At 70.8% G+C, this 25,718-nt stretch carries 19 protein-coding genes and 1 pseudogene; 11 read left to right on the top strand and 9 right to left on the bottom strand.

Annotated elements, in window-relative coordinates:
• From QHF85_RS45025 to QHF85_RS45010, 4 genes and pseudogenes are all read left to right on the top strand, one after another.
• Positions 1-1,190, top strand: a pseudogene (locus QHF85_RS45025) (hypothetical protein); the annotation flags it as partial.
• 27 nt (positions 1,191-1,217) lie between these two features.
• Positions 1,218-2,048, top strand: coding sequence for a hypothetical protein (locus QHF85_RS45020; RefSeq protein WP_281333681.1), 831 nt, complete (start codon positions 1,218-1,220; stop codon positions 2,046-2,048).
• A 256-nt stretch (positions 2,049-2,304) separates the two neighbouring features.
• Positions 2,305-3,396 carry a hypothetical protein gene (locus QHF85_RS45015; RefSeq protein ID WP_281333680.1) on the top strand — a complete coding sequence of 364 codons (1,092 nt, stop codon included), beginning with the start codon at positions 2,305-2,307 and terminating at the stop codon, positions 3,394-3,396.
• A gap of 12 nt (positions 3,397-3,408) precedes the next feature.
• Positions 3,409-4,002 carry an ADP-ribosylation factor-like protein gene (locus QHF85_RS45010; protein WP_281333679.1) on the top strand — a complete coding sequence of 198 codons (594 nt, stop codon included), beginning with the start codon at positions 3,409-3,411 and terminating at the stop codon, positions 4,000-4,002.
• On the opposite strand, the gene QHF85_RS45005 is transcribed toward QHF85_RS45010, so the two are convergent.
• Together QHF85_RS45005 and QHF85_RS45000 are read right to left on the bottom strand one after the other, a co-directional pair.
• Positions 4,003-5,082, bottom strand: coding sequence for a hypothetical protein (locus QHF85_RS45005; RefSeq protein ID WP_281333678.1), 1,080 nt, complete (start codon positions 5,080-5,082; stop codon positions 4,003-4,005).
• A 2-nt stretch (positions 5,083-5,084) separates the two neighbouring features.
• The gene (locus QHF85_RS45000; RefSeq protein WP_281333677.1) at positions 5,085-6,509 is read right to left on the bottom strand and encodes a cytochrome ubiquinol oxidase subunit I; all 1,425 of its coding nucleotides are present in this window, start codon (positions 6,507-6,509) and stop codon (positions 5,085-5,087) included.
• A gap of 161 nt (positions 6,510-6,670) precedes the next feature.
• Between QHF85_RS45000 and QHF85_RS44995 the strand changes: the two genes are divergently transcribed.
• A complete protein-coding gene (locus QHF85_RS44995; protein ID WP_281333676.1) occupies positions 6,671-7,786 on the top strand; it encodes an SUMF1/EgtB/PvdO family nonheme iron enzyme in 1,116 nt (371 codons plus the stop codon).
• Here the strand turns inward: QHF85_RS44995 and QHF85_RS44990 are convergent.
• Together QHF85_RS44990 and QHF85_RS44985 are read right to left on the bottom strand one after the other, a co-directional pair.
• On the bottom strand, positions 7,772-8,302 hold the full coding sequence (locus QHF85_RS44990) for a sigma-70 family RNA polymerase sigma factor (protein WP_281333675.1): 531 nt from the start codon (positions 8,300-8,302) through the stop codon (positions 7,772-7,774). The two genes, QHF85_RS44995 and QHF85_RS44990, sit on opposite strands and share 15 nt — an antisense overlap.
• A gap of 108 nt (positions 8,303-8,410) precedes the next feature.
• Positions 8,411-11,557 (bottom strand): AAA family ATPase, encoded by a 3,147-nt coding sequence (locus QHF85_RS44985; protein ID WP_281333674.1) that lies wholly within the window; start codon positions 11,555-11,557, stop codon positions 8,411-8,413.
• A 239-nt stretch (positions 11,558-11,796) separates the two neighbouring features.
• Here QHF85_RS44985 and QHF85_RS44980 point away from each other — a divergent pair, with 239 nt between their 5' ends.
• Positions 11,797-12,369 carry a GNAT family protein gene (locus QHF85_RS44980; protein ID WP_281333673.1) on the top strand — a complete coding sequence of 191 codons (573 nt, stop codon included), beginning with the start codon at positions 11,797-11,799 and terminating at the stop codon, positions 12,367-12,369.
• 4 nt (positions 12,370-12,373) lie between these two features.
• Here QHF85_RS44980 and QHF85_RS44975 read toward each other — a convergent pair whose 3' ends face one another.
• The 4 genes from QHF85_RS44975 to zwf are packed head-to-tail and all read right to left on the bottom strand — an operon-like array spanning position 12,374 to position 16,855.
• Entirely contained in the window at positions 12,374-13,438 is a 1,065-nt protein-coding gene (locus tag QHF85_RS44975; protein ID WP_281333672.1) for a glucokinase, read from the bottom strand.
• A 56-nt stretch (positions 13,439-13,494) separates the two neighbouring features.
• Positions 13,495-14,232: a 6-phosphogluconolactonase gene (gene pgl / locus QHF85_RS44970; protein WP_281333671.1), complete on the bottom strand. Its 738-nt coding sequence runs from the start codon at positions 14,230-14,232 to the stop codon at positions 13,495-13,497.
• Positions 14,229-15,269, bottom strand: coding sequence for a glucose-6-phosphate dehydrogenase assembly protein OpcA (locus QHF85_RS44965; protein ID WP_281333670.1), 1,041 nt, complete (start codon positions 15,267-15,269; stop codon positions 14,229-14,231). The genes pgl and QHF85_RS44965 overlap by 4 nt, the downstream gene beginning before the upstream one ends.
• A complete protein-coding gene (gene zwf / locus QHF85_RS44960; RefSeq protein ID WP_281333669.1) occupies positions 15,266-16,855 on the bottom strand; it encodes a glucose-6-phosphate dehydrogenase in 1,590 nt (529 codons plus the stop codon). Before zwf ends, QHF85_RS44965 begins: the two co-directional genes overlap by 4 nt.
• A 131-nt stretch (positions 16,856-16,986) precedes the next feature.
• On the opposite strand from zwf, the gene QHF85_RS44955 reads away from it, so the two are divergent.
• The 3 genes from QHF85_RS44955 (at position 16,987) to QHF85_RS44945 (ending at position 19,405) form a co-directional block, all read left to right on the top strand.
• On the top strand, positions 16,987-17,466 hold the full coding sequence (locus tag QHF85_RS44955; RefSeq protein ID WP_281333668.1) for a DUF433 domain-containing protein: 480 nt from the start codon (positions 16,987-16,989) through the stop codon (positions 17,464-17,466).
• A 220-nt stretch (positions 17,467-17,686) separates the two neighbouring features.
• A complete protein-coding gene (locus QHF85_RS44950) occupies positions 17,687-18,976 on the top strand; it encodes a hypothetical protein (protein WP_281333667.1) in 1,290 nt (429 codons plus the stop codon).
• A 102-nt stretch (positions 18,977-19,078) separates the two neighbouring features.
• Positions 19,079-19,405: a rhodanese-like domain-containing protein gene (locus QHF85_RS44945; protein ID WP_281333666.1), complete on the top strand. Its 327-nt coding sequence runs from the start codon at positions 19,079-19,081 to the stop codon at positions 19,403-19,405.
• Between the two features lie 7 nt (positions 19,406-19,412).
• Here QHF85_RS44945 and QHF85_RS44940 read toward each other — a convergent pair whose 3' ends face one another.
• Positions 19,413-20,795 carry a carotenoid oxygenase family protein gene (locus QHF85_RS44940; RefSeq protein WP_281333665.1) on the bottom strand — a complete coding sequence of 461 codons (1,383 nt, stop codon included), beginning with the start codon at positions 20,793-20,795 and terminating at the stop codon, positions 19,413-19,415.
• Between the two features lie 131 nt (positions 20,796-20,926).
• On the opposite strand from QHF85_RS44940, the gene QHF85_RS44935 reads away from it, so the two are divergent.
• Both QHF85_RS44935 and QHF85_RS44930 read left to right on the top strand, forming a co-directional pair.
• Positions 20,927-23,407, top strand: a complete 2,481-nt coding sequence (locus QHF85_RS44935; RefSeq protein ID WP_281333664.1) for a hypothetical protein — start codon at positions 20,927-20,929, stop codon at positions 23,405-23,407.
• Entirely contained in the window at positions 23,397-25,715 is a 2,319-nt protein-coding gene (locus tag QHF85_RS44930; RefSeq protein ID WP_281333663.1) for a hypothetical protein, read from the top strand. Before QHF85_RS44935 ends, QHF85_RS44930 begins: the two co-directional genes overlap by 11 nt.
• Positions 25,716-25,718 lie beyond the last annotated feature (3 nt).

Here is a 25,718-nt window from a genome sequence, read left to right as displayed (position 1 = left end):
CGCAGGGCGGCTCGGGCGGCGCGGGCGGTACGATCGCCGGATCGGGCGGGGACGGCGGCGCGGGCGGCTCGGGCGGCGCGGGCGGCATGATACCCGGCTCCGGCGGCGCGGGCGGCGCGGGCGGCGCGGGCGGCAGCGGGGGCATGGGCAGCGGCGTGCAGAATGGCACCGCGACCAAGGTCGTCAGCGTGTTCGGCGGCGGCAGCGCCATCATCGCGAACGAGACTGATCTCGAATCGGGCGCCGGGAAATCGACGCCGTGGCAGGACCAGACCCAGGACGCGATCGGCCTCGCCTCCGACGGCACGGGCACCGGCGTCTGCGTGCTCCGATCGAGCGCGGCGGGGGAGCTGCGCGTCGCGTTTTATTCGGCCGGTGCCTGGACGCCCGGGTTCGGACAACCCCTGCCGGCGCTGGACGCGGGCCTCACGAGCCAGGGCGGGCCGCAGGTCGCGGCGGCCGGCGGCGTGGGGCACCTCGTCTACAAGGGCGCGGACGGTTTCTATTATTATGGCCGCCTCCAGAACAAGCTCTGGGTGAGCAAGAAGGAGGCGATCACCGCGAATGGACAGCCCTCGTCGGGCCCGAACCCGCCGGCCGTGGCGGCGATCGGCAATGCGCCCGTGATCGCGTTCGTCGGCGCCGATGGCGTCTTTTACGATCAATCGCGCAACGGCGGCGCCTGGTCGGCCGCCACGCCGCACCCGATCGGCAGCAAGGCCGCGACTGCGACGCCCGGCATCGTCGCGCTCGAATCCGGCCCGGAGCTCGTCGCGGTCTTCGCGAACGAGGCGGGCGGCTTGCAATGGCTCTCGCGCAAGGGCGCCGTCTGGACGAACCCCCAGCCCATCGAGGGCGCCTCCTCGCTCGATCAGCCGAGCCTCGCGCCTCTGCCCGGCGGCGGCGCGCTGCTCGCGTATCGCGGCACGGATCAGCGCCTCTACTGGGCGCGCCTCTCGGCCGGCGATTCTCCTGCCTGGTCGGTCCCGACGCAGGGCGCGGGCGGGGGCAACCCGGTCCTCCTCGCGCCGCCGGCCATCACGCGCGGCGGCAAGGGCGGCGAGGCCGAAATGATTTACGCGGACAACCTGAGCAGCGTGTATTCGACGCGCCTCGTCGGCGGCGCCTGGCTCGCCCCCACGTTCGCGGGCAGCGCTTCGGGCCGGATCGCGATCGCCACCCTGCCTTGAACCGAGCGTGCTAGCGTGCGGGCGGCCATGGCTCACGCGCTCGACGACCTCCCGAAGGCCCGCACCGGCGGCTGTCTCCTCCTCCGCGACAACTCCTGGAGCGATTGCGCCATCGACGGCATGCGCGGCGATTTTCGCCGCCTCACGTCGCAGGGCACGCGCGGCTTCTGCAACGTGAACGCCGGCCGCCACCACGTCGTCACGAACCACGAGGACGAGCCCATCGTCCTCGATCTCGTCCTCTACCCCGGCGAGACGCTCGTCCGCCGGCTCGACGTCGACGAGCGCGAGTTCGTCCTCGACGATCCCGAGACCGAAAAGAAATACCTCGCGCTCGCCGCGGGCGGCAGCCGCGGGGCCATGGCGAGCGCGCTCGTCGATTACGAGAAGGCCATCATCGCGGCGCGTGGGCGTGCGCCGGAGCTCTTGCCCGACGAGGTGGCGCGGCGCGTCGGCGCCGTGTTCGTCACGGCCGCAGAGCAGGCAGCGCGCGGCGTCGATCAGGGCGAGCTCATGGAGCAGACCTACAAGGCCGGCCTCGAGCTCATCGGCCACGTCATGCTCTTCTCGCACATCCAGAAATTCGTGGGCCTCTTCTCCATGGCGGCCTCGAAACACGCGATGGAGGGCCAATACGAGCTCGCGGCGCGGATCACGCTCCTCGGCCTCTCCATTCTGCCGGGCGAGCCGTGGCTGCTCGACCTCCTCGCGAACCTTTATTCGGACGGAGGCGCACCGGCCTCGGCCCTTCCGTTCAGCGAGGAGGCGCTGCGGCGCGCGCACGTGCTCCCGGAGAAGCTCGCCCAGCAGCTCCGGTCGACCTACGCGGAGATCTCGGTCGCGGCGCAGGGAAGTTGACGGGCGAGCTTGACAGGAAGCGGCGCCGTTCGTAGATTACGAGATACCGGTCCGGAAGAAGGAACTGCCGTTCCACCGACCGACGAGTCACGGCGGGCCGCCCTCGGGCGACGACGAACAACCCCAGCGCTGCACGTGATTCGCATTGCGGAGCGACGGCTCCCCGGTGGCGATTTCCGCGCGGCATAGGGGGTCCCGCGTGAAACGAACGGAAATCGATGCCCTGGTGCGCGCGCACCGGGGTCGGGCTCGTCCCGTGGCTTTTTTGCACGTCCTCCGTCAGGTCAGGCTCGACGAGGACGATCAATCCTTTCTGTGCGAGCACGCCTCCGAGCTCGCCGTCCCCGATTTGCTCGCGTGGCGCTCCCGCTGCGAGCCGGGATTCACCGGCACGGTCCTTCGCGCGCTCGCCCGGATCGCGCTCGAAGATCCGTCGCAATTCGAACACGAGGTCCTCGACGCGCCTCGATTCTCGCTCGACGACGACGAGTGGATCGAGCTCGCCGACCTCACGCGCGGCAAGGTCCCGCCCCGCGTCTTCGATCGAATCACCGCTCGACGCGTCCGGGTCGAGGTCCCGGAAGAAAAGGGGAGCGCGGCGCTCCCCACGGACGATTTCGATCTGGCCGGCTTCCTGGAGTCGAGCCTCGACGAAATCCCGCCCGCTGGGCCCGGGCTCGCGACTCCGATCGACGCGTCGCTCGCGCCGGAGGCCATCGTCGAGCGCGCGCGCAATGCGTGGAGCCCGGAGGAGCGCGTGATGCTGCTCGAATGGGCCGCCGCGCACGGCGTGCCGCGAAAGCCGCTCGTCGAGATCGCCGTCGCCGCGATCCGCGCGGGCGAAATCGATCCGCGGCTCCGCGCCTTCGTCGCCTCGCAGGTCGGTACGCGCGCGGCCTGGGACACGCATGGGCAGGACGTCGTGCTCGCGCTCCTCGATCGGAGCGCGTATTCGTCCCTCTCCGAGCTCTGCGCGCTCGTGTGGAGCGCGGCCCGCGGCGCGCCCGCGGTGCGCGGCGTCCCTGGTCGCGACGAGCCGCAGGGCTTGCTCTCCGCCATGAGCGCGGCCTTCGCCGCCTCGCTCGTCCACGTCGCTCGCGAATCCCTGGTCGCGTCCTTGCCTGCGCGCGCGATGGCCGCCCTCTCGGCGCTCGCTTGCCTCGCGCCGCCGACGCGCCTCTCGCGGTCGATTCACGACCTCCTCCGCGCGCCTGGCGTCGCGGGCGAGGTCCTCGCGCTCGTCGAGCTCAACGTGCGGCTCGTCAAGCATTCGAGCGCCCGGGATGCCTCGTTCGAGAGCATCGTGGCCGCCATTCATTGCCTCGCTGACGCGGGGCCCGAGGCTTGAGGAGGTGACGCGATGGCATTCGTCAACGTCCCCTCGCGGGAGATCTTTCTCAAGATCGTCTATTACGGCGCGGGTTTGTGCGGAAAAACCGCGAACGTCGAGCACATCCACGCCCGCGCCCCTGTGGCGGGGCGGGGCAACCTCGTCTCGTTGAAGACCGAGAGCGAGCGGACGCTCTTCTTCGATTTCATGCCGCTCGAAGTCGGGCAAATTCGCGGGTATCGCGTCCGGCTGCACCTCTACACGGTGCCGGGGCAGGTGTTTTACAAGGCGAGCCGCAAGCTCATCTTGAAGGGCGTCGATGGCCTGGTCTTCGTCGTCGATTCGCAGTCTGCGCGCCTCGAAGCGAACATCGAGGCCCTGGAGGACCTTCGCGACAACCTCGCCGAGCTCGACATGTCGCTCCGGGACGTCGCTTGCGTCGTGCAGTACAACAAGCGGGATCTGCCCGAGATCGAGCCCATCCCGCGCCTGCGGGAGCTCTGCAACCCGATGGGCGCGCCCGAGGTCGAGAGCGCCGCGAAGAGCGGCGTGGGCGTGATGGAGACGCTGCAGGCGGTGTCGCGCGGCGTGCTCCAGCGGATGGGCGGCCGGAAGGTGGCCTGATCAGGCGGCCTTTCGTTCGGCCCGCGTGAGCGCCGTCCGGATCGCCCAGGTGGCGAGCACCGCATTCACCAGGAAAAACCCGAGGAAGAGCCACCGGCCCGAGACCTGGGCGGCGCGCGCGTGCTCCGGATAAAGCGCCACGAAATCGACCGCCGTGATGCGCAGGACCTCGCGCACGACCGTCGTCCCGAGGATCACGAAAAAGAGCCCCGCCGAGGCGATCCCCAGCCATCGCCCCCGGTTCGCCTCGGCCCGATACAGCCCGACGAACCCCGCGCCCTCCACGACGACCCCCACCACCGCCGCGACGAACCAGGGCCTTGCCATGGGCCCGACTGCGTGCGCCCTGGCCGTTTCTCCCACGAGCATCGCATATCCCGCGGCGCAGGCCCCCGCGACGACGAGCCCGCCGAGCCCGAGCCGCGCGACGCGCTGGAACGTCGTCCTGTCCACAGGCGCGCCGGCGCGGTCGCGCCGATGGAGCTGCCAGCCGAGCAAGACCGCGAGCGTCGGCAGCGCGCCGAGCGTCCAGAGCAGCATGCGCGGCAGGATCTCGCGGTTCTCGTAGATCATCGACTTCGACGCGTACATCGGGGCCCACGCCCCTTCGCTCCGCGCGAGGAGGTAATTCTCGGTCCACGAGAGCGCGGTGAAGAGAAAACAGGCGAGGGCGCCCGTCGTCACGCAGACCTTGAGCCGCGGCCGCGCCTTCACGAACGCCGTCTTCTGCGCGTAGAGCAGGTAAAACCCGACGATCAGCGCCGGCAGGATGAGCATCCAGCGGTGGAAGAGCAGGAGGTTCGCCGTGTAAAACGCCTTCTTGTAGAGGATCTGGATGAAGAGCAGGGGCGCGATCCCGGCCGTGATCGCGGCCGAGAGCGCGAAGGGGAGCCAGTCGCGGAGCAGGTCCGCGAGCGCGTCGCTCGTCCCGGCTTTGCCGCGGATCTGCCGGACGAGGAGGACGCCCGTCCCGGCGAGCACGTAGTTCATGAACACCACGTGCGAGACGAGCGTGAGCACGTACGTCGCGAGGTAAAACGCGGTCGGCCCGGGAAAACCGAAGGGGAAGGGGGCGTCCATGATTACCTCTTCTTCTCCGACGCGGTCTTGTATCCCGGCGCCGTGCCGGCTTCGTCGAGCCAGCGCTTGATCTGCGCGAGCTCAGCCGGGTCGTTCGTGATCGAAAAATCCTTCGGCCTCGAAGCAGCCTCCCATTCGATGAACCGCACGAGCGCTTCGAGCTCCTCGGGCGTGCCGGCGAACGGCGGCATGAAGGGCTTCGTATGCTGGAGCTTCGCCACGTTGAGCCGCGTCTGCTCCGCCGTCCACGTGCCCGCGAGGTGCACGAGCCCGTTCACGCCGCCCACCGTGTGGCAAACGCTGCACTGAAAACGGTAGACCTTCGCCCCGAGGCGCACCTGATCGTTCGGGTAATCGGCCGCGTCCCGCAGCGGATAGGGATCCCCCGTGACCGAGCCCTTCTCCCGCATCGTCACGATCTCGGCGGGCGTCATCGCATTCGAGTAGAGCGTCTCGCGCACGGTGAAGGGCTTGCGCGCGCCCTCGCGGACGAACTCGCCGCCCGCGGACGCTGCGAACCCGAGCACGATGAGCAAGGACGCGGTCGCGCTGTTGATGTAAAGGCGCCGGAGGAGCAGGCCGAAGATCGCGTAGAGCCCGACGAGCAGCGAGGCGCCGGCGCCGACGCCGAAGAACATGCTCATCGCGGGGCTGCCGCCGAGCACCCAGCTCCGGCTGTCCGCCGGCATCGCGAAGAGGTACCAGGCGCCGAGCAGCGGCATGAGCGCCATCGGCGCGAGGAGCTGCGCCGCCCGGTGGAGCAGCTCCTTTTGCTCGTCCCGTTCGAGCGAGGGCGAGGCGCTGATGACGAGCGCCGCGACGAGGGCGGCGATGGCCATCGCGGCGAAGGTGCGGAAGAAGAGCGAAGGCCAGAACGTGGGGTTGAAGAACCCGGCCCAGAGATCGCCGCTCGCGAGCCAGGCGCCCGGCGTGAGCTGCCACGAGAGAATGCCGTTGATCCAGAACAGGCTGAACCACGCCGCCACCGTGTAGAGCCCGAGCAGAAAGAGGCGCGAGCGCCCGTCGAGGCGATCGCCATAACGGTAGAAGCAATACCCGGCGACGACCTCCAGCGCGAAGAACGTCCACTCCGTGGCCCACACCCAGTGGAACGTGTCCACCATGAGCCCGATCGTGCGCGGGCTCGTCTGGATCGAGGTGAACCACATGCCGACGCCGGTCAGGGCGCCGACGACGAAGCTCACGAGCACGAGCAGCTTGAAGTAGCCGTCCGTGAACCGGCGGGCAGGCGCGAGTTTTCCCTTGCCCGAGAGCCACTCGAAATACGTCATCAGCACGCCGCCGCCGATGGCGAACTGCGCGAGGAAGACGTGGAAGATGCCGAGTCCCCCGATGACCAGGCCCTTCATGAGGGGGCCGAAATCGTTCGTGGGATAGTAGGGGACGCCGAGCGCTGAGGTATCCACGGTGACGAGGACGATGTAAGGGGTGCCCTGCGCCCTTTTCAATGGCAAAGTTGCCGCATCGAGGCGCATGCGGCGCGGCAAGTCGCCACGGGGCGCGGCGAGCGCGCCTTCGTTCGTCCGAGCATCTCCGTTCGTCCCGAGACCTGCTATCGTGCGCGCCCGTGCCCGCCCGGTGGTTCGTCCTGGCCGTTGCCCTCGTGGCGCTCCCAAGCTGCAAGGCGAGCTCGAACGAGGAGCAAAAACCCGCGCCGCCCGGCCCGAGCGCATCCGTCGCGCCTTCGGCCGCGCAGGTGTCCGAGGGCGGGGTCGCGCCCGCGAGCGAGACGCGCGAGGAGGACGCGGGCGCGGCAAAGGACACGGCGGTCGTCGACGATCGGCCGCTCCACCACACGACGCAGGAAGAGCTGCTCGCGCTGATCTCGATCGCGCCGGGGAAGAAGTTCCGCAAGCGTGATCCGGGCGAGTTCCTGCGGCGGTACGTGGGCCCGGACGGGCCGGGACAAACGAACCAGGGAAACCCCGCGCTCGCGCGACACGTGATTTCCCGCGCGTCATGCCTCGAAGGGCTGCGCGGCGTCACGCTGCAAACGGAGGCGCAACGCGAGGCGTGCGGCGGGCACGAGAACATGGTGCCGATCTACGAGGGCGGCGACGCGGAGAAGGCGAAGGCTTGCATTGACGTCTTCGAGTACCCGAACCGCGCCTGCGAGCTGCCCATGGTGTGGGTGCCGCCGGCCCACGCCGCGGCGCTCTGCGAGCTGCAAGGAAAACGCCTCTGCACGCAGGAAGAGTGGGTCCTCTCCTGCCGCGGAGATCCCGGGGGAGGGGAGCCGAGCACCTACGCCTACGGGAGCGAGCTCGACCTCGACATTTGCAACACCAACAAACCCGCGGCCAAGTGGTCGGACAAACCTTGTGATCCCCGGACGATCGACACGACGTGGGCGTCGTGCGCGACGAACACCGAGCCATCGGGCAGCTATCCGCGTTGCCGCTCGCGGTTCGGCGTCTTCGATCAGCACGGCAACGTGGCCGAGGCGATGACGCGCTTCGATCCCGAGGAGAACAAGGTGGTCTCGCAGCTCAAAGGCAGCGCGTTTTTTTACGTCGACGTGGCGCGGAGGCTCGACGAGCCGCCGCGGCGCGAGGTGTACTCGGACCACTGCGCGCACGATCCGCGCTGGCACGTGCAGCCGCTCCGGAAGGCGTTTCACGTGAACTATCACCTCGGCTTTCGCTGCTGCTACGCGCGCGGCGGGCGCTCACCGGGGCGATAGCCGCTCGAGGCGGGCGCGCGCCAGGCGCCCGAGCGTGGTGAGCCGGCGGAACGCCGCCTTGCGGGTGATCCCGAAGGTGCGCGAGAGCTCGTCGAGCGTCGCGTTCTCCAGAAAGGAAGCGACGAACAGCGCGCGATCCTCGTCCGTCATGGGCCCGAGGGCCGCGCGGACGAGGCGCGCGGCGTGCGCCAGCTCGTCCACGGAGGACCCGGGCGCCGAGGCCAGGCCGAGCCCGCGGTGGCCGAGCCGCTCCACCCGATGGCGGCGGAGGCGGAGGAAGTTTTGACCGAGCTGCCAGGTGATCCGGTCGAGCCAGGCGCGCATCCGCGCCTCGGAGGCGTCCTTTACTTCGTCCCAACGTTCGAGGGCGATGACGAAGGCATGCTGGGCGAGATCCCTCGCGTCCTCGGACGAGACGCCCATGCGGCGCAGGCGCCGGCGAAGGGAGACGACGGCGTACGCGTAGAGCCAAGCTTGCTCCGGCGCGAACGGGTTGCGGGGAGGAAGGGGGGCCACATACCGGTATCTGTCGACCGAGGCGCCGTTCTTAAAAAAAGTGAGGTTTTTGCAGGCAGCGAATTCGCGATGTGGCTCGCCGAAATCGTCCCGGAAATCGTGGTCCGCTCAATGCGTTCCTTCGATTTCCAGGAACGAAAGGTGCCCCGCGCGATCCCCCGCCACGATGGAGCGCGGGCCCGGCCCCGCCACCAAGGCCTCCACCGGCTCGCGCACCACGAGCCGCGCCACGGACAGCCCGGACGCGAGATCCCAGACCCGGATCGTCCGGTCCTCCGACGCGCTCACGAGGTGCCGCGCATCCCCCAGCCACGCGAGCGCTCCCACGGGCGCGCGATGCCCGGCGAGCACGCGGACCATCCGCCCCGCGCCGAGGTCCCACACCCGGATCGTGTGATCCTCCGACGCGCTCACCAGGAAGCCGCCGTCGGCCGACATCACCACCGCCCGCACCGCCGCTTCGTGCCCCACGAGCTCGGAGACCTCGACCCCCGAGCTCACGTCCCAGAGCGCGATTTGCCCATCGGCGCCCCCGGCCGCGAGCCGGTTGCCCACGAGCGCACCGCAGAGCGGCTCGCCGCTGCCCGTGCCGTAGGTCTGCGCCCGCTGGCCGTCCGTGAGATCCCACGCGGCGAAGGCCCCTTCCTGACTCTTCGTGATCACCCGCGTGCCGCGCGCGTCCACGAGCAGCGGCGCGCACAGCGGCGCGCCCTCGCGTCCGAGCGACATCGTGCCCGGCCCGCGCCCCGGCAGAGACGAGATCACCCACCGGAGCTGCCCCGTCGCGACGTCCCACACGCGGAGCGAGCCGTCGACCGACGCCGAGATCACGCGCATGCCGTCCGGGGTGACGGCCACGCCGTGCACCCAGAGCGCGTGTCCTTCGAGCACGGCATGCAGCGCGCCCTGCCGCGCGTCCCAGATGCGCAGCGTGTCGTCGAACGACGCCGACACCACGAACGACCCGTCCGGCGTCGCCGCGAGCGCGCTCACGCGCGCGTGATGCCCGCCCGGGACCCCAGGCGCCACGGTCGCCCCGAGATCCCACACGCGGACCGTACGATCTTCGCCGCCCGAGACGACGGTCCGCCCGTCCGGCGTGAGCGCCACGGCTTGCACGCCCTGCGCGTGGCCGTGAAAGACCCCGATCGGGATCCGCGCGTCGAGATCCCACACGCGCACCGTCCGATCCCACGAGCCCGAGGCCAGAAAGCGCCCGTCCGGGGTCATGGCCACGCTCGTCACGCCGTCGGTGTGGCCCGTGAGCAGCTCGGGCCGGCTGCCTTCGAGCGGCGCCCAGCAAAGCACGGCGTCTTCGTGCGAGGCCGCCACGAGGACCCGGCCTTCCGCCTTCATCGCCACGGCGCTCCGCGGCGAAGCGGGCTCGGCGAGCGCCTTCACGACGCGCCGCGCGTCCACGTCCCAGAGCCACAACGTCGCGTCGTCGCCGCCCGCAGACACGCAAGCCTGGCCGTCCGCCGTCACCGCCACGCCCTGCACGCCGCCCGCGTGCCCGGAGAGCGTCCGGACGAGCTCGCCGGTCGCGAGGCTCCACACGCGCGCGGTCCCATCCTCGGACACCGACACGACCGTGCCCGCGCCCTCCGCGAGCGCCACCGCGTGCACCGCGCCCGCGTGCCCGCGGAGCTGCCGCGTCCCCCGCGCCGTCGCCAGATCCCACACGAAGAGCGAGCCATCCATCGCGCCCGAGACCGCCGTGCGCCCATCCGCCGAGACGGCGATCCCGCGGACGGCCGACACGTGCCCCGTCAGCACGAAGAGCGCCTGTCCCGCATCGAGATCCCACACGCGCACCGTCCGATCGTCGGACGCCGAGAGCGCGAGGCGCCCGTCCCGCGTGACCGCGACGGCGTTCACCTTCGCCGCGTGCCCTTCGAGGACACGCGCGGAAGCCTCCCCGCGGCGGCTCGTCCTCGCGCGCACCCGGATCCACGGCGAGCGCCGCGCCGACAAGGCCCCGTCGAGCGCCTCGGCGAGCTTCGTCCCTTCGAGCTCCTCGGCCCGTGCGCGGAGCTGCTGCAAGAAAAACGCAGGCTCGCGCGCCGCGTCCCAGCCGACGAGCGCGTTCGCCTCGAGCTCCAGCGCGCCGCGCATCGACGCGACGGCGAGGCCCCCCGCCGCCCACGCCGAAGACGCCCGCACGTCCGCGAGCACGTCCACGATGCCCCGCGCGGCGACCTCACCCTCGATGCGCGTGACATCGCCGAGCGCGCGCTCGAGGTGGGCCGCCGCTTCGACGCGTAGTTCGTCCCGAAAAACTGGATCCAGCGCACGTTCGATGAACATCCGCACGTCCGGCCAGAGCCTCGCCCGGCCGGCGTCGTCCGCGTCGACGAGGTTCGTCGCGGCGAGCGCCCGAAGGGCCACCCGGATCGGCTCCTCCGCCCGGCGCCCGGACAGCCATGCGAGCCGCGCCGTCGGCACGAGCGCCTCGCCTTCGCACATCGAGAGCAACACGAGAAGCCGCCGCGCCTCGCCCTCGGGCACGTCCTCCCACCCGAGCTTCATCATGGCCGCGCGCGCCTCTGCCGCCTCCGCGCCTTCGAGCCGCCGCGCGAGCTCCTCGGACGAGCGACCGGGCCGCCGCGCGAGCCAGCCCGCCGCGATCGACACGAGGAGCGGATCCTGCGCGAGCGCCCGGCAGACCCGCCGCGCATGCTCCACCTCCGCCGCGCCGATCGTCGCGCGGCCCGCGAGCACGAGCTCGATCAGCGCCCCCTCCGGCAGCGGGCCGAGATCGAACGTGGGGAGCAGGAGGTTTCCCGGCGGCGCCCGCATCGTGAACAGGAGCCTGCACGCGAGCTCCGCCGGGACGAACCCGAGCACGCGCGCGGAGAGCGCGCCGGGATCCGGGACGCCGTCGATGACGAGCAGCGCGTCCGGCCGGAGGCGCAGATACCGGGCGAACGCCTGGACGAGCTGCCTTCGCCGATCACAAAGCGGCCCCTCCGCCCGGAGCCCGATCGCCGTGGCGAGCGCCGCGAATCCGTCATCGCACCCCGAGGGCGCGTCGACCCAATACACGCCGCCCGGATACGCGTCGCGGTATCGATTCGCATAAGCGACCGCGAGCGCCGTCTTTCCGGCCCCCGATCGCCCGCAGACGCCAATCGCGCGCTCCTCGCCGCGCAGCACGGCGTGCAGGAGCTCGAGCTCCCGCGTGCGTCCGACGAATGCCGGAGCCAGAGGTCGGCGGACGAGAAATGGCACGGGCGCAAAGGAGCGAAGACGCATGAGATTTCGAGGCGGACATATCGCATTCGTCCGCGTCGCCGCTATCATGCCCTCGTCCCGCGCCTCCGTCGAGGGGCGTGGCGCAGAATCGTTTGTATGTGCAATCGTTGGACAAACGATTCGCAAAGCATGGCGTCGTGCACCCGTACGACAATGGTGAAATCGGGACGTCGCGGCGGGGGCGTCCGCCGTTTTGGTTCCGCTACCCCTGTCGTGTGGGCTTCCGGTATCCTCGGGCTGTGCTCCCCCTCCGCGCCGTCTTCCGAGGCCAGCGCGTCGTCCTCCGCGCGCCGCGCGTCTCGGACGCGCCTCGCATCGTCGAGATTCGCTCTCGATCGAGAGCATTCCTCGAGCCCTGGGTGCCCGTCCCCGCCCCCGACGAATTCGACATCGACCTCGCGCGCGCCCGCATCCTGCGCGATCGACGCGATATCCGCGCGGACCGCCACTACCGATTCTGCATGACTGTCGGCGAGGAAGGGCCCGTCATCGGCCGCGTCGCCCTCACCCAGGTCTTTCGCGGCATCTTCCAGAACGCCTACCTCGGCTACTGGGTCGACGTCGAGCACCATGGACAAGGCTTCACCACCGAGGGGGTCAAGCTCGCCCTCGACGTCGCGTTCCGCGAGATCGGCCTGCACCGCGTCCAGGCGGCCATCATGCCCCAGAACGCGGCGAGCCTCGCCGTCGCCCGCAAATGCGGGCTCCGGCAGGAGGGCTGCGCCGCGCGTTACATCCAGATCGCCGGCGCCTGGCAGGATCACCTGCTCTTCGCCGTCACCGCGGAGGACTGGCAAGCCGCAGCGCGATGACGCTCTACCGGGACGAACGCTTGCGCCGCGGGCTCGGCTTCGGGCGGGCAGGGCGCGCCTCGCCCTCCACGAGCAGATCCTTCGCCATCGCCAGCGCGCCGCGCACGCCGACCAGCGGATCGGTCACCACGACGACCGGGATCTGCGCCATGAGCCCGGAGAACCGCCCCTTCTTGCGGAACCCCTCGAGGAACTGCTGCCTGCGCGCGAGCACGATGTGCCGCGCGATGTTGCCCGCCACGAACACGCCCCCGAGCGCGAGCTGCTTCAGCGCAAGGTTGCCCGCCTCGGCGCCGTAAATCGAGGCGAAGAGGTCCACCGCCTTCGCGGCCGGCTTCGACGCGCCGGACAAACCGAGCTCCGCGATCGTCGCGTTCCGATCGCCGTCTTCGAGCCGCCGCTCGTTCGCCTTCGCCTCGCGCCCGCCGCGCGCCACGAAGAAATCGTAGAGCGCACCGAGCCCGTTGCCCGAGAGCACGCGCTCGTAGCTCACGTGCTCCGGGAACCGCTTCGACAGGAACGCGAAGAGCTCGGCCTCGACGGCGTCACGCGCCGCGAAATCCGTGTGCCCTCCCTCGGTCGGCAGCACGATGTGCTTCGACCCGTCCCACACGAGCAGCGCCTCGCCGAGCCCCGTCCCGGCCGCGATGACGGCCATGTTGTTGCCCTTCGCCTTCGGGCGCGCGTCGTCGAGCGGCACCGCCACGTCCGCGGGCAGGTGCAAGCAACCACGCGCCGCGACGGCGAGATCGTTCACCAGGCTCACGCTGTCGAGCGACAGGCTGCGCGCGAGCTTCACCTCGTCGAGCCGCCACGCGAGGTTCGTCACGGTCGCCACGCGATCCCGGATCGGACCGGCCACGCCGAGCACCGCGACCGACGGGTGGGGATGATCGGCGCTCGTGAGGAAGCCCCGCGCGATCTCCTCGAAGGTCGCGTGCTCGCGGCTCGGCAGGACCGCTTCGAGCAGCAACTTCTTCCCGAGGCCGTCGTAGAGCGAGAGCCGCGTCCGCGTGCCCCCGATGTCGCCGACGAGGATCGAACCGGTCCCACCGCGCTTCTTCATCATGACCTTGTTTTTGCGGTACGAAGTTCCTGGCAGGAAAGCAAGCCGCGTGTTGCGGTTCACCCCGTGGGGTACGCGCCCCGGTCCACGAGCCAGACGACCCGGCCTCGCGCGCGGAGGAGCAAGCGCGCCGGCACCTCCTCCTCGGGGCCATCCGACCACGCCGACGCGATCGGCCGTTGCTTCGCCGCCCCGCGCGCCAGCACCAGGACCGTCCTCGCCTCGCGGAGCACCGGCGCCGTGAGCGTGAGCCGAGCTTCGAGCCCCTTGTCCGGCTGCGCGGCGATCGCCGCGACGAGCCGATCGTCGATCGCCGTCGCGCCCATCCCCGGGAAGAGCGACGCCGTGTGCCCGTCGTCGCCGATGCCGAGCGTCATCACGTCGAACGCGACCGTGCTCGCGATCCCGAACGTGCGTCGCAAGAGGACCTCGTACCGCGCCGCGGCCGCCGCGAGATCCGGTGCCTCCGCCTCCATCCGGTGGACGCGTGTCTTCGGGGCCCGATCGAGCCCGAGATCCGCGTACGCGGCCCGGAAGTTCGAGCGCGGCGAGGCCGGATCCACCGCGCGCTCGTCCACCCAGAACCAGTCGATCCGATCGAGCGGCAGCGCCATCTGCGCGAGCCTCCGGTACACCGGGCCCGGCGTCGATCCGCCCGAGAGCGCGACCTTCGCCGAGCCGCGCGTCCGCACCGCCTCGTCGATCGCCCGCGCCACGATCTCGGCCCCGAGCGCCGCGTGCTCGGCCTCGTTTTCCGCGTCCGTCACCTCGAAGCGCGCCGTCGAGACCTCGCTCATCGCTCGCACCACTGCGCCGCGAGGACGAGCGCATCCCGCAGGACCCGATCTCCCTCCGTGGCATCGAGCGCCTTCACCAGCACCCATGCCTCGTCCCGGTACCCGAGCGCGTGCTCGTGCGAGGTCACGCGCGCGCCGCGCCGCGTCCAGGCGACCTGCCTCGGGTTCTCCTGGTCCCGCGCGCACGCGAGCGAGAGCGGCTGTCCTTCGAGCGAGCTCTCGATCCACACGCCCGTGAGCTGCCCCGGCGGGAGGCCCTCCCGCGGATCGTCGCGCAGCGTGATCCGCACCGGCTCGCCATGCCGATCCCGCGCCCGATCCCGCGTCTCGAAGCCCCAGCCGAGCCGCGATCCGAGCCAGCCGAGGAGGAGCGCCGCCGGCTCGGTCGCGCCGCCCGGCGTGCGCCCCACCGTGACCTCGCGGATCACCCCCAGCGCGGACCGCGCGTCGTCGAAGAACCGCGCCACGAGCTCGCGCCACTGGTACGTCCGGACGAACTGGCGATCGCCCACGGGGACCGTGGACGCCTGGAGCACCTCCGCGATCCGCACGGCGCTCGTGTGGGCCGTGTCGACGATCAGCCGATCGGCTTGCGACACGAGCGACGGCAAGAGCGCGCGCGGCGCCCCGCGGCCGATCTCCACGACGATGGGCACCTCCGGCAGCGCGAGCGCCGCCACGACCGAGCCGACGCGCTCGCACGCCATGGCGCCGAACGTCATCTCGATCCAGTCGAAGCAGATCGGCGTCCCCCCGTCGATCCGGCACGCGGCGCGCACCTCGTAGCTCACCTCCCAGGGCGCGAGGCGACCGTCGCTCGTCAGCACGAACGCGCGCCCCGGGTGCGTGTCCACGAGCGCGTCGGCGATCGCGCGCGCCTGCTCGACCTCGGACGGCGCCGCCACGAACGCGAAGCTCATCGTGGAGGAGCGCACCTTCGTCATCGGCGCGCCCGCCTGCTCGTCCGGCGCGGACCAGAAGGACGCGAGCTCCGCTTCGATCCGCGCGAGCGCCTCGCCCACCGGCAGCGCCGTCACGGCTTCCTCCACTTGTCGCCCGGCACGAGCAGCCGATCCGCTTCCCGCGGGCCCCAGCTGCCGGCCTCGTAGGTCGCGACGGGCGCGTCGTGATCTCGCCAGCCCCCGAGGATCGGATCGATGAAGCCCCACTGCGCCTCGACCTCGTCGGCGCGCGTGAACAGCGTCGCGTCCCCGCGCATCGCGTCGAGGAGGAGCCGCTCGTAGGCCTCGGGCGTGCTCGATCCGAACGCCGTCCCGTAGCGGAAGTCCATCGCCACGTTGCGCAGCCGCATCCCACCGCCCGGCACCTTCGTGGCGAAGCGCAGCGCGATCCCTTCGTCCGGCTGAATCCGCACCACGAGCACGTTCGGCTCGTCCTCGCCGCGACGGATGCTCGGCGGCGGGCCGCCGTCGCCTGGAGGCGCGTCGTGGAAGAGCCGGTGCGGCAGCGGCTTGAAGTGCAGCGCTACCTCGGCGACGCGCTTCGCGAGCCGCTTGCCCGCGCGCAGGTAGAACGGCACGCCGCCCCAGCGGAAGCTGTCGATCCGCAGGGACATCGCGACGTACGTCTCGGTCTTCGAGCTCGGATCCACGTCCGGCTCCTCGCGATAGCCGGGCACCTTGTCGCCGCGCACCGTGCCCGCCGTGTACTGCGCGCGCACCGTCTTCTCCAGCACCTCGCGCCCGCGGATGGGCCTGAGCGCGCGCAGCACTTTCACCTTCTCGTCGCGCACCGCGTCCGCGTCCCATGACGACGGCGGCTCCATCGTCACCATCGTGAGGAGCTGCAGCGCGTGGTTCTGCACGATGTCGCGCGTGATGCCGGTCTGATCGTAGAACTTGCCGCGCCCCTCGACGCCGATCTCCTCGGCCACCGTGATCTGCACGTGGCTCACGTGCTGCCGCGTCCAGAGCGGCTCGAAGATCGTGTTGCCGAACCGGAAGACGAGCAGGTTCTGCACCGTCTCCTTCCCGAGGTAGTGATCGATCCGGTAGATCTGCCGCTCGTCGACGCACGCGAGCAGCTCCTTGTTCAGCGCGCGCGCGCTCGCAAGATCCTCGCCGAACGGCTTCTCCACGACGATGCGCTGGTAGCTCGCGTCCGGCCCGTCCGAGGGGCGCACGACGAGCTTCGCGTCGCAGAGCCCGCGCACGATCACGGGCACCTCGGCCGGCGCGACCGCCATGTAAAACACCCGGTTCTGCCCCGTCCCCCGCTCCACCTCGAGCCGCCCGAGCTCTGCCGCGAGCCGCGCGTACGTCGCGGGATCGTTGAAATCCCCCTGCACGTACGCGAGGCCCTTCTCGAGGTCGCTCCACGTCGCGTCGTCGAGAGGCTTGCGGCGCGAGTGCTTCGCCACCGCCTCGCGCATCTCCTCGGCGAACTCGGGCTTCGGCCGCCGCGCCACGCCCACCACCGCGAACCCGCCCGGCAGGAGCCGGCTCAGCGCGAGGTTGTAGATCGCCGGCAGGAGCTTGCGCCGCGTCAGATCCCCGGACGCGCCGAAGATCACGACCGCCGCGGGCCGCACCGTTCGCTCGTCGGGCATGCCCTCGCGGAGCGGGTTGTCCTCGCCGCTGCCGACGCTCTCCGAAAACGACATGCGTTCCTCCCTCGCGGGACTCCCCGTCCCCGCGGGGCAGGCTACCAGAGCCCCGACCGACACGCCGGAGGAGGCATCCGTTCTCCGATATCTTTGCTACCGGCGCGGCCCTGGCTACCCTCTCGGCACGTATGGCAGACGCAAGCCTCCCGCGCGTTCGGGTCCCTCATCCGCACGTGCGCTGCGACGCGAGGATCCTCGCAGGCAGCCCCCACGTCGAGGGATCCCGGGTGCCCGTCCGGCGCCTCTGGGTCTGGCACCGCGGCGGGGCCTCGGTCGAGACCCTCTTGCGCCGCTACCCGAACCTCGGCCCGGCCCGCATCCTCGACGCGCTCTCCTTCGCGTACGACAACCAGGACCTCATCGACGCCGACCTCGCCCGCGAGCAGGCGCTCTTCGAAAAACAGGGCGGCCCCACCGTCGGCGCCCGCCCCCTCGCGCAGCTCACGCTTCCTTTCGACGAGGACGCCCCCGACAGCGCTGCTGCGCGCGCAGCCGCGCGACAGCCCATGCTCCCCGGCATGTCGGCGGTGATCCCGCCCCCCGCGCCTCCTGTGTCCGTCCCGACCAAACCGGCGGCGTCCACGACGAAGTCCGCGCGCAAACGCTAGGACCCCAGCAAGTCCCTGGCGATCCAACGGTCTTTACAGCCCGACGAGACTAGGGCAGAAGGGCGACCGTGCTGGGAGGGATCGACGCGGAGCGTCTGGGCAGTTCTTCGCCTGGTGAGCTCCGCATGCGGGACCTGCCACTCGGTCGTGACAGGCGGCATGGCGCACAGCGCCCCCGCGCACAGAGAGGCGCCCGCCCGGGTGCCGGAGGGTTTGTCAGATGAGCTTCAATCGTTGGAAGTTGGTCTCCATGCCGGTCGTCGTGCTCGGCATCGCTTCGCCGCTGCTCGCCAACTGCGGTGGCAAGATCCCCGGCGTCGGCGGCGTCGAGGTCCCGGAGGCCCTCACCGAGGGTGTCGAGGCCGCGAAGGGCTGTGACGAGTTCAAGACCGGCGATTTCGGCTCCCTCGCGCTGAAGGGCGACGCGAAGGTCCAGGGCAAGATCAAGTCGTTCCTCCAGGTCTCGTACGACGTGAACAAGACCGTCGTCGACCTCGAGGCGGGCCTCATCAAGTCGTGCGGCGCGCTCGGCAAGGACCTCGGCATGAAGGACGACGAGCTCCGCGCCGAGGTTGGCGGGGGCAAGGGCGCGGACAAGGTCTGCACCGCCGTCGCCGCGAAGGTGAAGTCGATGCTCGCGGCGAACGCCGAGGCGAAGATCTCGGTCGAGTTCGATCCGCCCAAGTGTCACGCGGACGTCGACGGCATGGCGAAGTGCCTGGACGCCTGCGGCTCGCCGATCGAGCCGGGCAAGCTCGAGGCGAGCTGCTCGGGCGGCGAGGTGAGCGGCTCGTGCGACGCGCAGTGCAAGGGCACCTGCTCGATCGAGGCGGGCGCGCAGTGCACGGGCTCGTGCAAGGCGAGCTGCTCGGGCAAGTGCGAGGCCGGCTTCAAGGGCACCTGCGGCGGCAAGTGCGACGGCAAGTGCGACGGCAAGCAGGCGAGCGGCGCGTGCGCCGGCCAGTGCGAAGGCAAGTGCGACGCGAAGGCCGAGGGGACGTGCTCGGGCACGTGCTCGGGCACCTGCTCGGCGGCGTGCGAGGTGAAGGGCCAGGCGAAGTGCGAGGGGAGCTGCTCGGGCGGCTGCTCGGTCGCGTACAAGGAGCCGAAGTGCTCGGGTGAGTTCAAGCCCCCGACGGTCGACGTCGAGTGCCAGCAGAGCTGCACGAACCGCGCGGCCGCGACGGCGAAGTGCGATCCGCCGGCCGTGCGCGTCGTGGCGAACGGCAAGGTGAACACCGACGTGCAGAAGCTCGTCAGCGCGCTGAGCCGCAACCTGCCTGGCATCATCAAGCTCTCCGCGGGCTCGGGCGCCAAGATCAAGGTCGGCGCCGAGGGCCTCGTGAAGGCGGGCAAGGGCATGGTCGACGTGGTCGGCGACGCGGGCGGCAAGGCCCTCGCGTGCATCAAGGCCGGCGTGGACGCGACGGCGAACGCGACGACCTCGATCGACCTCAACGTCAAGGCGAGCGTCAGCGTGACCGCCTCGGCGAGCGCCAAGACCAACTAATTTCCCTCAGGGGGCTGCGCTCGGGCGCAGCCCCCTACGCGCGCCGCTCGGGCGGCGCGCTACCCTGGGCCAGCGCCGCTGGCTTCTTTGGACCTCCAAACATTGGTTTCCCAACTTTCTCCCCGGGAGCTCGCCGACGCGATCGCAGCGGGGAAGCCCGTCTACTTGATCGACGTGCGCAAGCCGTGGGAGCACGAGCGCGCGGCGCTGCCGGGGAGCCTGCTCGTCCCGCTCGACGAGCTCACCGAGCGCGTCGACGAGATCGAGCCCCCGCCCGGCGCGCTCGTCGTCGCCTACTGCCACCACGGCGTGCGTAGCCTCTCGGCCGCCGCGCTGCTCGATCGCCTGGGGTTGCCCGGCGTCGCCTCCCTCCGCGGCGGCATCGACGCCTGGTCGCGCGAGATCGACCCGAGCATCCCCCGCTACTGACGTCGCTTCACGCGGGCACCCACGCCGCGTGGAACCCGTACGGCACGCGCCGCGGCATCCGCACGCGCGCGACAGGCCCGCGTGAGATCTCCCGCGCGTCGAGCACGATCATCTCCGATTCCGCCGTCGCCTCGTCGTGCACGAACCCGACGACGTACCCGTCGTCTTCCGTCGTCGCACCTTCCCGCGGAGCGAACACCATCTCGCCGCCGAAGCGGTTTTTCCCGAACACGTGCGTATCGCTCCGGCCCTCGGCGAAATCGTACCGCACGACCCCGTCGATCCACGGCAGATCCGCGCCTGGCACGAAACGCGCCGCCGTGCCGAACCGGTTTTTCCTTCCCGTGAGCCGGTCGTCGATGCGCGTGAAATCCGCTTGCGCGTCGTCGAGCTGCTCCTCCTTGGCCTCGCCCGTCGCGAGGTCGAACGTGAATCGCCACGCGCGCCCGCCGTCGTAGTCGCCTTTCCTCGGTGCGGACGGCTGTCCCATCACGTCGGTCCGCGCGAGCCGACTCGCGAGCAGCACCACGCGCGAGCCCTCCTCGTACGCATTCCACACGTGATAGATGAAGCACGCCGGCAGCTCGAACCATCGCATCTGCGCGGCGTCGCCCCGCCGCGGCAGGATCCCGAATCGGCTCGGCCGATCCGGCTCGAAGGCGAGCGGCACCTCTCCGCGCGCCATGCGCTCCATCCGGAACGTGTAGGGAAGGTCGAACAGGATCGAATGGTGCTCCGTGATCGCGAAATCGTGCATCATCACAGGCACGTCGAGCGGGATCTCCACGTAATGGTCGAGCCGCCGATCCGGCCCGACGACGCCGTATTTGATGTACGGCATCCAGAGCGTGTACCCGAAAAACACCATCTCGCCCGTCCTCTCGTCCACCTTCGGGTGCGCGGTGAACGGATAATCGAGCCGGCCGTCGAAATCGACCTGCCTCACCGTCTCCAGATCGGGCAAACGGATCTCGTGCGGCGCGCCTCCCTCCCACGTCGCGTGGAGCCGCTGCGCGTGGAGGGCGAACGCCGTGTTCGCCACGTTCTTGTAGATCATCCCGTGCGGCGGATCGGCCACGTTCGGCGGCTCCGCGAAGCCGGTCCAGAGCGCCCGGCCCGCCTCGCGCTCGTGCAAAAATCCTTTCGTGCGGACCCAGCGGTTCCGGTACGACGCGCGCCCGTCTTCGACGCGCACGGCGTGCACCATCCCGTCGCCGTCGAAGAAATGGTACCGCCCGATCGGCGCGAACTGCGCGTTCGGGCCGATGCGCACGAACGTCCCCCGGAGGTCCCTCGGGAGCTCGCCTTTCACCTGCAAATCCGGCACGTCGAGCTCGTCGTGCACCGGGCCCCAATTTCCTTCGAGATAAGCGCTCGTCACGATTTGCATGGGCTCCTCCGGCCGCGGTTCGTGTTGCGACGGCACAAGTAGCCGCCGGCCCGTCGGCCTGTCAAGCCGCCCGCCCCGCGGATGGGTTCGCCCTTGGAATGCGGCCCGTTCGTTCGGCGTTTCGCGCCCCCATGCGACGCCCGCGTGACGCCATCCTCCTGCTCGCGGTTTTTCTCTCCGTCCTGGGCCTCTGCGCCCTCGCCGCCGCCGCGCCGCCTGAATCAAAAGAATCCAAAGGCACCGTAACGTTACCGTTATCGCGGTGGCGGGCCCTCGAAGACGACCTCGCCGTCGCCGCGCCGCCGCATCCCGCCGCGGAAGGCGTTCTCTGGGTCGCGCGTCGGATCGAGGGCCGCTTCCGCAAAGGCCTCTGGACCGGCCGCCTCGTCGCCCGCTTCGAGGTTTTGCCCGGCGGCCCCGTCCGCGTCCCCGTCCTCGATCATCGCGCCGTCCTCGGCGAGGTCACGCTCGACGGCGAGCCCGCCGCGCTGCTCGAAGACGGCGAGCGATATGCCCTCCCGCTCGACCGCGCGGGTCGTCACGAGCTCACCGTCGATTTCCACTGGGGACGCGAGACCGAGCGGTTCACGCGCACGCTCGATTTCACGCTCCCCGAGGGAGGCCCCATCGCGCTCGAAGCCCGCATCGCCGAGCGTGGCATCACGCCGACCCTCGCCGGCGGCGCGCTCGCCTCGTTCACCGAGCAAGGCGGCGACACCATCGTCACGGGCCACCTCGACGGCAGCGGCGAGCTCCGTTTGTCCTGGAAACAAAGCGCGTCGAGCGAACCCCGCGGCGAGGCCCGCATCGAGGCCCGCGAGCACACGCTCTTCCGCGTCAGCGAGGCCCTCGTCACCGGCCAGAGCCGCATCGACCTCCACGTCCTCGAAGGCGAGACCGACACGATCCGGCTCTCCTTGCCGCCCGGCGTGGAGGTCCTTCGTGTCGAGGGCGACGCCGTCCTGCAATGGCATCCCCTCGCCACCGAAAAGGAAGGCCGCGTCCTCGTCGTCCTCCTCCGCCACCTCGTCGCCGACGAGGCGCAGATTCGTGTCGATTTCCAGGTCGCGAACCAGCCGCAGGCGCCCATCGAGCTCGTGATGCCCCTGCCGAGCGCGCCCATTCCCACCGTGGGCTCGCTCGGCGTGCTCGGTCCGCCGGGATTGCGCCTGGATCCGCGCGCCGTCGAGGCCGCCGAGCGCCTCGCCCCGCGCGAGATCCCCGAGGAGCTCCAGGCGCTCGGCACGGGCCCCGTGCTCTTCGGGTATCGATTCGAAAAAGCGCCGCGAATCGTCCTCTCCGCCTCGCCTTTGCCCGAGCTCGAGCTCGCGCGCACGGTCGTCGACGAGCTCTCGGCCTCCACGGTCGTCCTTGGCGACGGCACCGAGCGCACGAAGGTCGCGCTCCGCATTCGCAACGACGGTCGCCAATACGTCGAGCTCGCCTTGCCCGAGGGCGCGCGGCCCCTGCGCTCGTTCATCGACGGCCGCGAGGTGCGCCCCGCGCTGCTCGGCCAGCGCCTCCTTTTGCCGCTTCGCCAGAGCGAACGCCTCGCCGCCGATCAGACCCGCATTCACGTCGTGCGCGCCGGCGAGACCCTGAGCGACGTCGCGAACCTCTATTACGCCGACCCCTCCGCGTGGCAGCGGATCGCCGCGAAGAACCGCGCCGTCATTCCCGAGAGCGGCGCCCTCGTGCAGGACACGCGCCTCGAAATTCCCCCCGCGGCCGAGGCCACGAAAGAAGCCTTTTTCGTGATCGAGGTCGCCTACGAGCGCCCCCTCCACGCGCTCGGCGCGTTTGGCCTGGAAAAACTCCGCCTCCCTGGCCTCGACGTCGACACCACGAAGGCCGTCTGGCACGTCTACCTCCCGTCCTCGCACGAGCCGCTCGAATTCCGGGGAAATCTCCGGCAAGCGTCCCGCATCAAGTACGACCCGTTCCGCCGGCTGCAATGGTACCTGCAATCGGCGCTCGGCGTCTCGACCGCGTCCGCGGGCGGATACGAAAACATCCTCCAGAAGCGACGCGCCATCTACAACGACGAGGCCACGGGCGAGGGCGAGCCGTTCGCCGCGCTGACCGAGTTTCCCCTCGTCGGCGAGCGCTACCGCTTCCGCCGCATCCTGCTCGGCCGCGAGATCCCCGAGATGACCGTCGTCTACGCGTCGAACGGCCTGCTCTCCTGGGCCCGGCACGGCGCGCTCGCGGCCGTGTTCGTCGCGGCGGCCGTCGCGCTCCGCCGCCGGGGACGCGCGCCCCTCCTCGCGCTCGTCGCCACGCTCGTGCTGCTCCTCGTCCTTGCCCATTTCATCCCCGGCATTCACCGCCGGATCCTCTGGGGCCTCGATTTCGCGCTCCTCCTCACGCTCGCGCGCCGCGCCTGGCCCCGCGCCCGCCGCCTCGCGCGCGCCTTCGCCCGCGCGCCCTGGCTCTTCGCCCGCATGATCACCGTCCGCAGGCTCATCGCGGCCGCGGGTTTTTCTTGGCTCCTCGGCGAGCTCGCTGCTCGCCCGATGCTCCTTTCCCTGGCCGCGCTCGTGCTCTTGTCCGGCGCGTGGTTCCGCCTGCGGATCCTCGCGGAGCGGCGGAGGTCCCGTCATGCAACGTAATCGACCCATTGCATTTTTCGCGCTCCTCCTGCTCGTGCTCTCGTCGCTCGTGGCCACGCACGCCGTGGCCGAGGAGGGCGAGGGCGAACAGGCCTCGGAAGAAAACCAGGCCGCCGAAGGTGAGGGCAACGCGGAAGGGGAGGGGAGCGAGGGCGAGGAAGCCGGGGCAAAAAAGCCCGAGGCCAAGGCCTCCCCCTTCGACGAGGTGATGAAGCTCAACGCGCCCCCGAACGCCGAGGACGAGGCGAAGACCGACGCGAACGCAGCCGAGCCCGCGACGGAGGGCGGCACTGCCACCGTGCCGCTCGCCGAATACACCGAGCTCGCCCGCCGCGCCGCGCGCGTCCGGAAAAACCGCGCGGCGTTCGTGGGGGCGCCCGTGGTCCTCGGCGCCGCGTCTTATGAGGGCGACGTCGACGGCGGCGTGCTCGCGCTCCGGGAAAAACTCGTCGTCACGCTCGCCGGCGACGGCCTCAAATTGGTGCCGCTCGTGGGCGACGATGTCGCGCTCGTCTCGGCCACCGCGGACGGCGAGCCCATCGGCGTGACGCGCAGGCCCGGTTATCACGTCTGGGTCACGGATCAAAAAGGCGTCGTGACCGTCGAGCTCTCCTTGCTCGTGGGACCGCGCGGCGGGCGCGGATCCATCGAATACGCATTTCGATCGGCACGCACGCCGAGCACCCGCGTGGCGATCCGCCTCCCCGCAGAAGGCCTCTCGCCCCGCTTCGACGGCGCCGTCGTGAGCGAGGTCCGCGCCGAGCGCGGCGGCACGACCGCGCGCGCCACGCTCGCGCCCACGACCGAGATCCGCGTCGTCGGCTTCCGCGACGTGGGCGGCGTCGAGACCCCGGGCAGCGCGCGCGCCGTCGCCGAGACCGTCTCCCTCCTCAGCATCGACGAGCGCGCCGTCGAGCTCTTCACCGTCGTCCGGTACACCATTCTCCGCGGCGCGATGCAATCGTTCGAGCTCGCGCTCCCCGAGGGCGTCGAGGTCGTCTCCGCGGAGGGCGAGGGCGCCTTCCATTCCACGACCGAGCGCAAGGACGCGGGGCTCCTCCTCCGCGGCGAGACCGCCTTCCCCATTGAAGGCACCTACGAGCTCTCGCTCCGCCTGCGCCTGCGCGGCGGCCCTGACAAGGATCGCGTGATGGTCCGCCTCCCGCATTGCCTCGGCGTCGAGCGCGAGCACGGCTGGCTCGCCGTCGAGGTCCCGGGCAAGCTCCGCATCAGCGAGACCTCACGCGAGGGCCTCGTGGCCGTCGCCGTCCCCGAGCTCCCGACCGAGGCGCGCGCGAGCGCGGTGAGCCCGATCCTCGAGGCGTATCGTCATCACGCGGCGTCGCCCGCGCTCGGCCTCTCGGTCGAGCGTTTGCCCGAGCAGGAGCTCGAAGAGGGCGCGATCGACGTCGTCGAGGCGACGAGCGTCCTCGCGGCCGAGGGCAAGCTCGTCACGGATCTGCGCGTCGTCCTCCGCAATGCCTCGCGGCCGAGCCTCGCGCTTACATTGCCCCCGAACACCGAGGTCCGCGCCGTCCGCCTCGACGGCGAGCCCGCGCGGCCGAGCCGCGGCGAGGACGGAAAACTCCTTTTGCCGCTCCAGCGCTCGCGCGGCGCCGATCACGAGGAGCCCATCACGCTCGACATCGTCCTCGAATCGAGTTTGCCCCCGCTCGGCCTCTTCGGCGCCCCCGAGCTCGCGCTCCCCGCGCTCGACCTCGGCGCGGCCGCATGGCGATGGCGGCTCTACCTGCCGGCGCACAACGAATACATGGATCTCCGGACCGACGTCGCCGCCGAGGTCTACGCCGGCGCCGCGAGCTGGCACAAGCCGCCGCATTTGAAGCGCGCGGTGCGCTGGAACGAGGCGGAGGAAGGCAATCCGCGCTCGGCCCCTGCCGTCGCGCCCACGTGGACCGAGCTCATCGCCGCGAGCACCGAGAAATCGCACGTGCGGTACTGGGTCGGCCCCGGCACCGTCGTCCGGGCCCGCGTCCCGTTCGTCCGGGCATACCTCCTGCTCCCGCTCGAGTTCGCCTTCGTGCTCGCCCTCTTCGCGGGCGTCGGCTCGTTCCTGTACCGGCGCGCCGGGCGCAATCGCGCGACCGCGGCAAAACCGCGCACCACGCTCGTCGAGCTCGCCGTGCGTTTGCCCGGGCGGATCAAGGCCTCCTGGCGCCGACAAACCATTTCGCGGCCCTTCCTCGCGCGCGTGGTTCTCCTCTCGCTCGGCTTCCTCGCCGCCCTTGGCCTCTTCGTGGACCGGTTCGGCAAGCTCCTGCGGGTGCTCTCCTCGCTCGACGGGTGAGCC

Origin of the sequence: Polyangium sp. 6x1 (genome assembly GCF_029946515.1) — a bacterium.
Lineage (GTDB): Bacteria > Myxococcota_A > Polyangia > Polyangiales > Polyangiaceae > Polyangium.
The sequence above is the reverse complement of the archived record's forward strand: the minus strand, read 5'-3'. Positions and strand labels throughout refer to the sequence as shown.

Excerpts from the sequence above, each read along its gene's own strand:
- QHF85_RS45020 (WP_281333681.1), top strand. The coding sequence starts at position 1,218 with ATGGCTCACGCGCTCGACGACCTCCCGAAGGCCCGCACCGGCGGCTGT.
- QHF85_RS45010 (WP_281333679.1), top strand. The coding sequence starts at position 3,409 with ATGGCATTCGTCAACGTCCCCTCGCGGGAGATCTTTCTCAAGATCGTC.
- QHF85_RS45005 (WP_281333678.1), bottom strand. The coding sequence starts at position 5,082 with ATGGACGCCCCCTTCCCCTTCGGTTTTCCCGGGCCGACCGCGTTTTAC.
- QHF85_RS44985 (WP_281333674.1), bottom strand. The coding sequence starts at position 11,557 with ATGCGTCTTCGCTCCTTTGCGCCCGTGCCATTTCTCGTCCGCCGACCT.
- QHF85_RS44975 (WP_281333672.1), bottom strand. The coding sequence starts at position 13,438 with ATGATGAAGAAGCGCGGTGGGACCGGTTCGATCCTCGTCGGCGACATC.
- pgl (WP_281333671.1), bottom strand. The coding sequence starts at position 14,232 with ATGAGCGAGGTCTCGACGGCGCGCTTCGAGGTGACGGACGCGGAAAAC.
- zwf (WP_281333669.1), bottom strand. The coding sequence starts at position 16,855 with ATGTCGTTTTCGGAGAGCGTCGGCAGCGGCGAGGACAACCCGCTCCGC.
- QHF85_RS44955 (WP_281333668.1), top strand. The coding sequence starts at position 16,987 with ATGGCAGACGCAAGCCTCCCGCGCGTTCGGGTCCCTCATCCGCACGTG.
- QHF85_RS44950 (WP_281333667.1), top strand. The coding sequence starts at position 17,687 with ATGAGCTTCAATCGTTGGAAGTTGGTCTCCATGCCGGTCGTCGTGCTC.
- QHF85_RS44940 (WP_281333665.1), bottom strand. The coding sequence starts at position 20,795 with ATGCAAATCGTGACGAGCGCTTATCTCGAAGGAAATTGGGGCCCGGTG.
- QHF85_RS44935 (WP_281333664.1), top strand. The coding sequence starts at position 20,927 with ATGCGACGCCCGCGTGACGCCATCCTCCTGCTCGCGGTTTTTCTCTCC.
- QHF85_RS44930 (WP_281333663.1), top strand. The coding sequence starts at position 23,397 with ATGCAACGTAATCGACCCATTGCATTTTTCGCGCTCCTCCTGCTCGTG.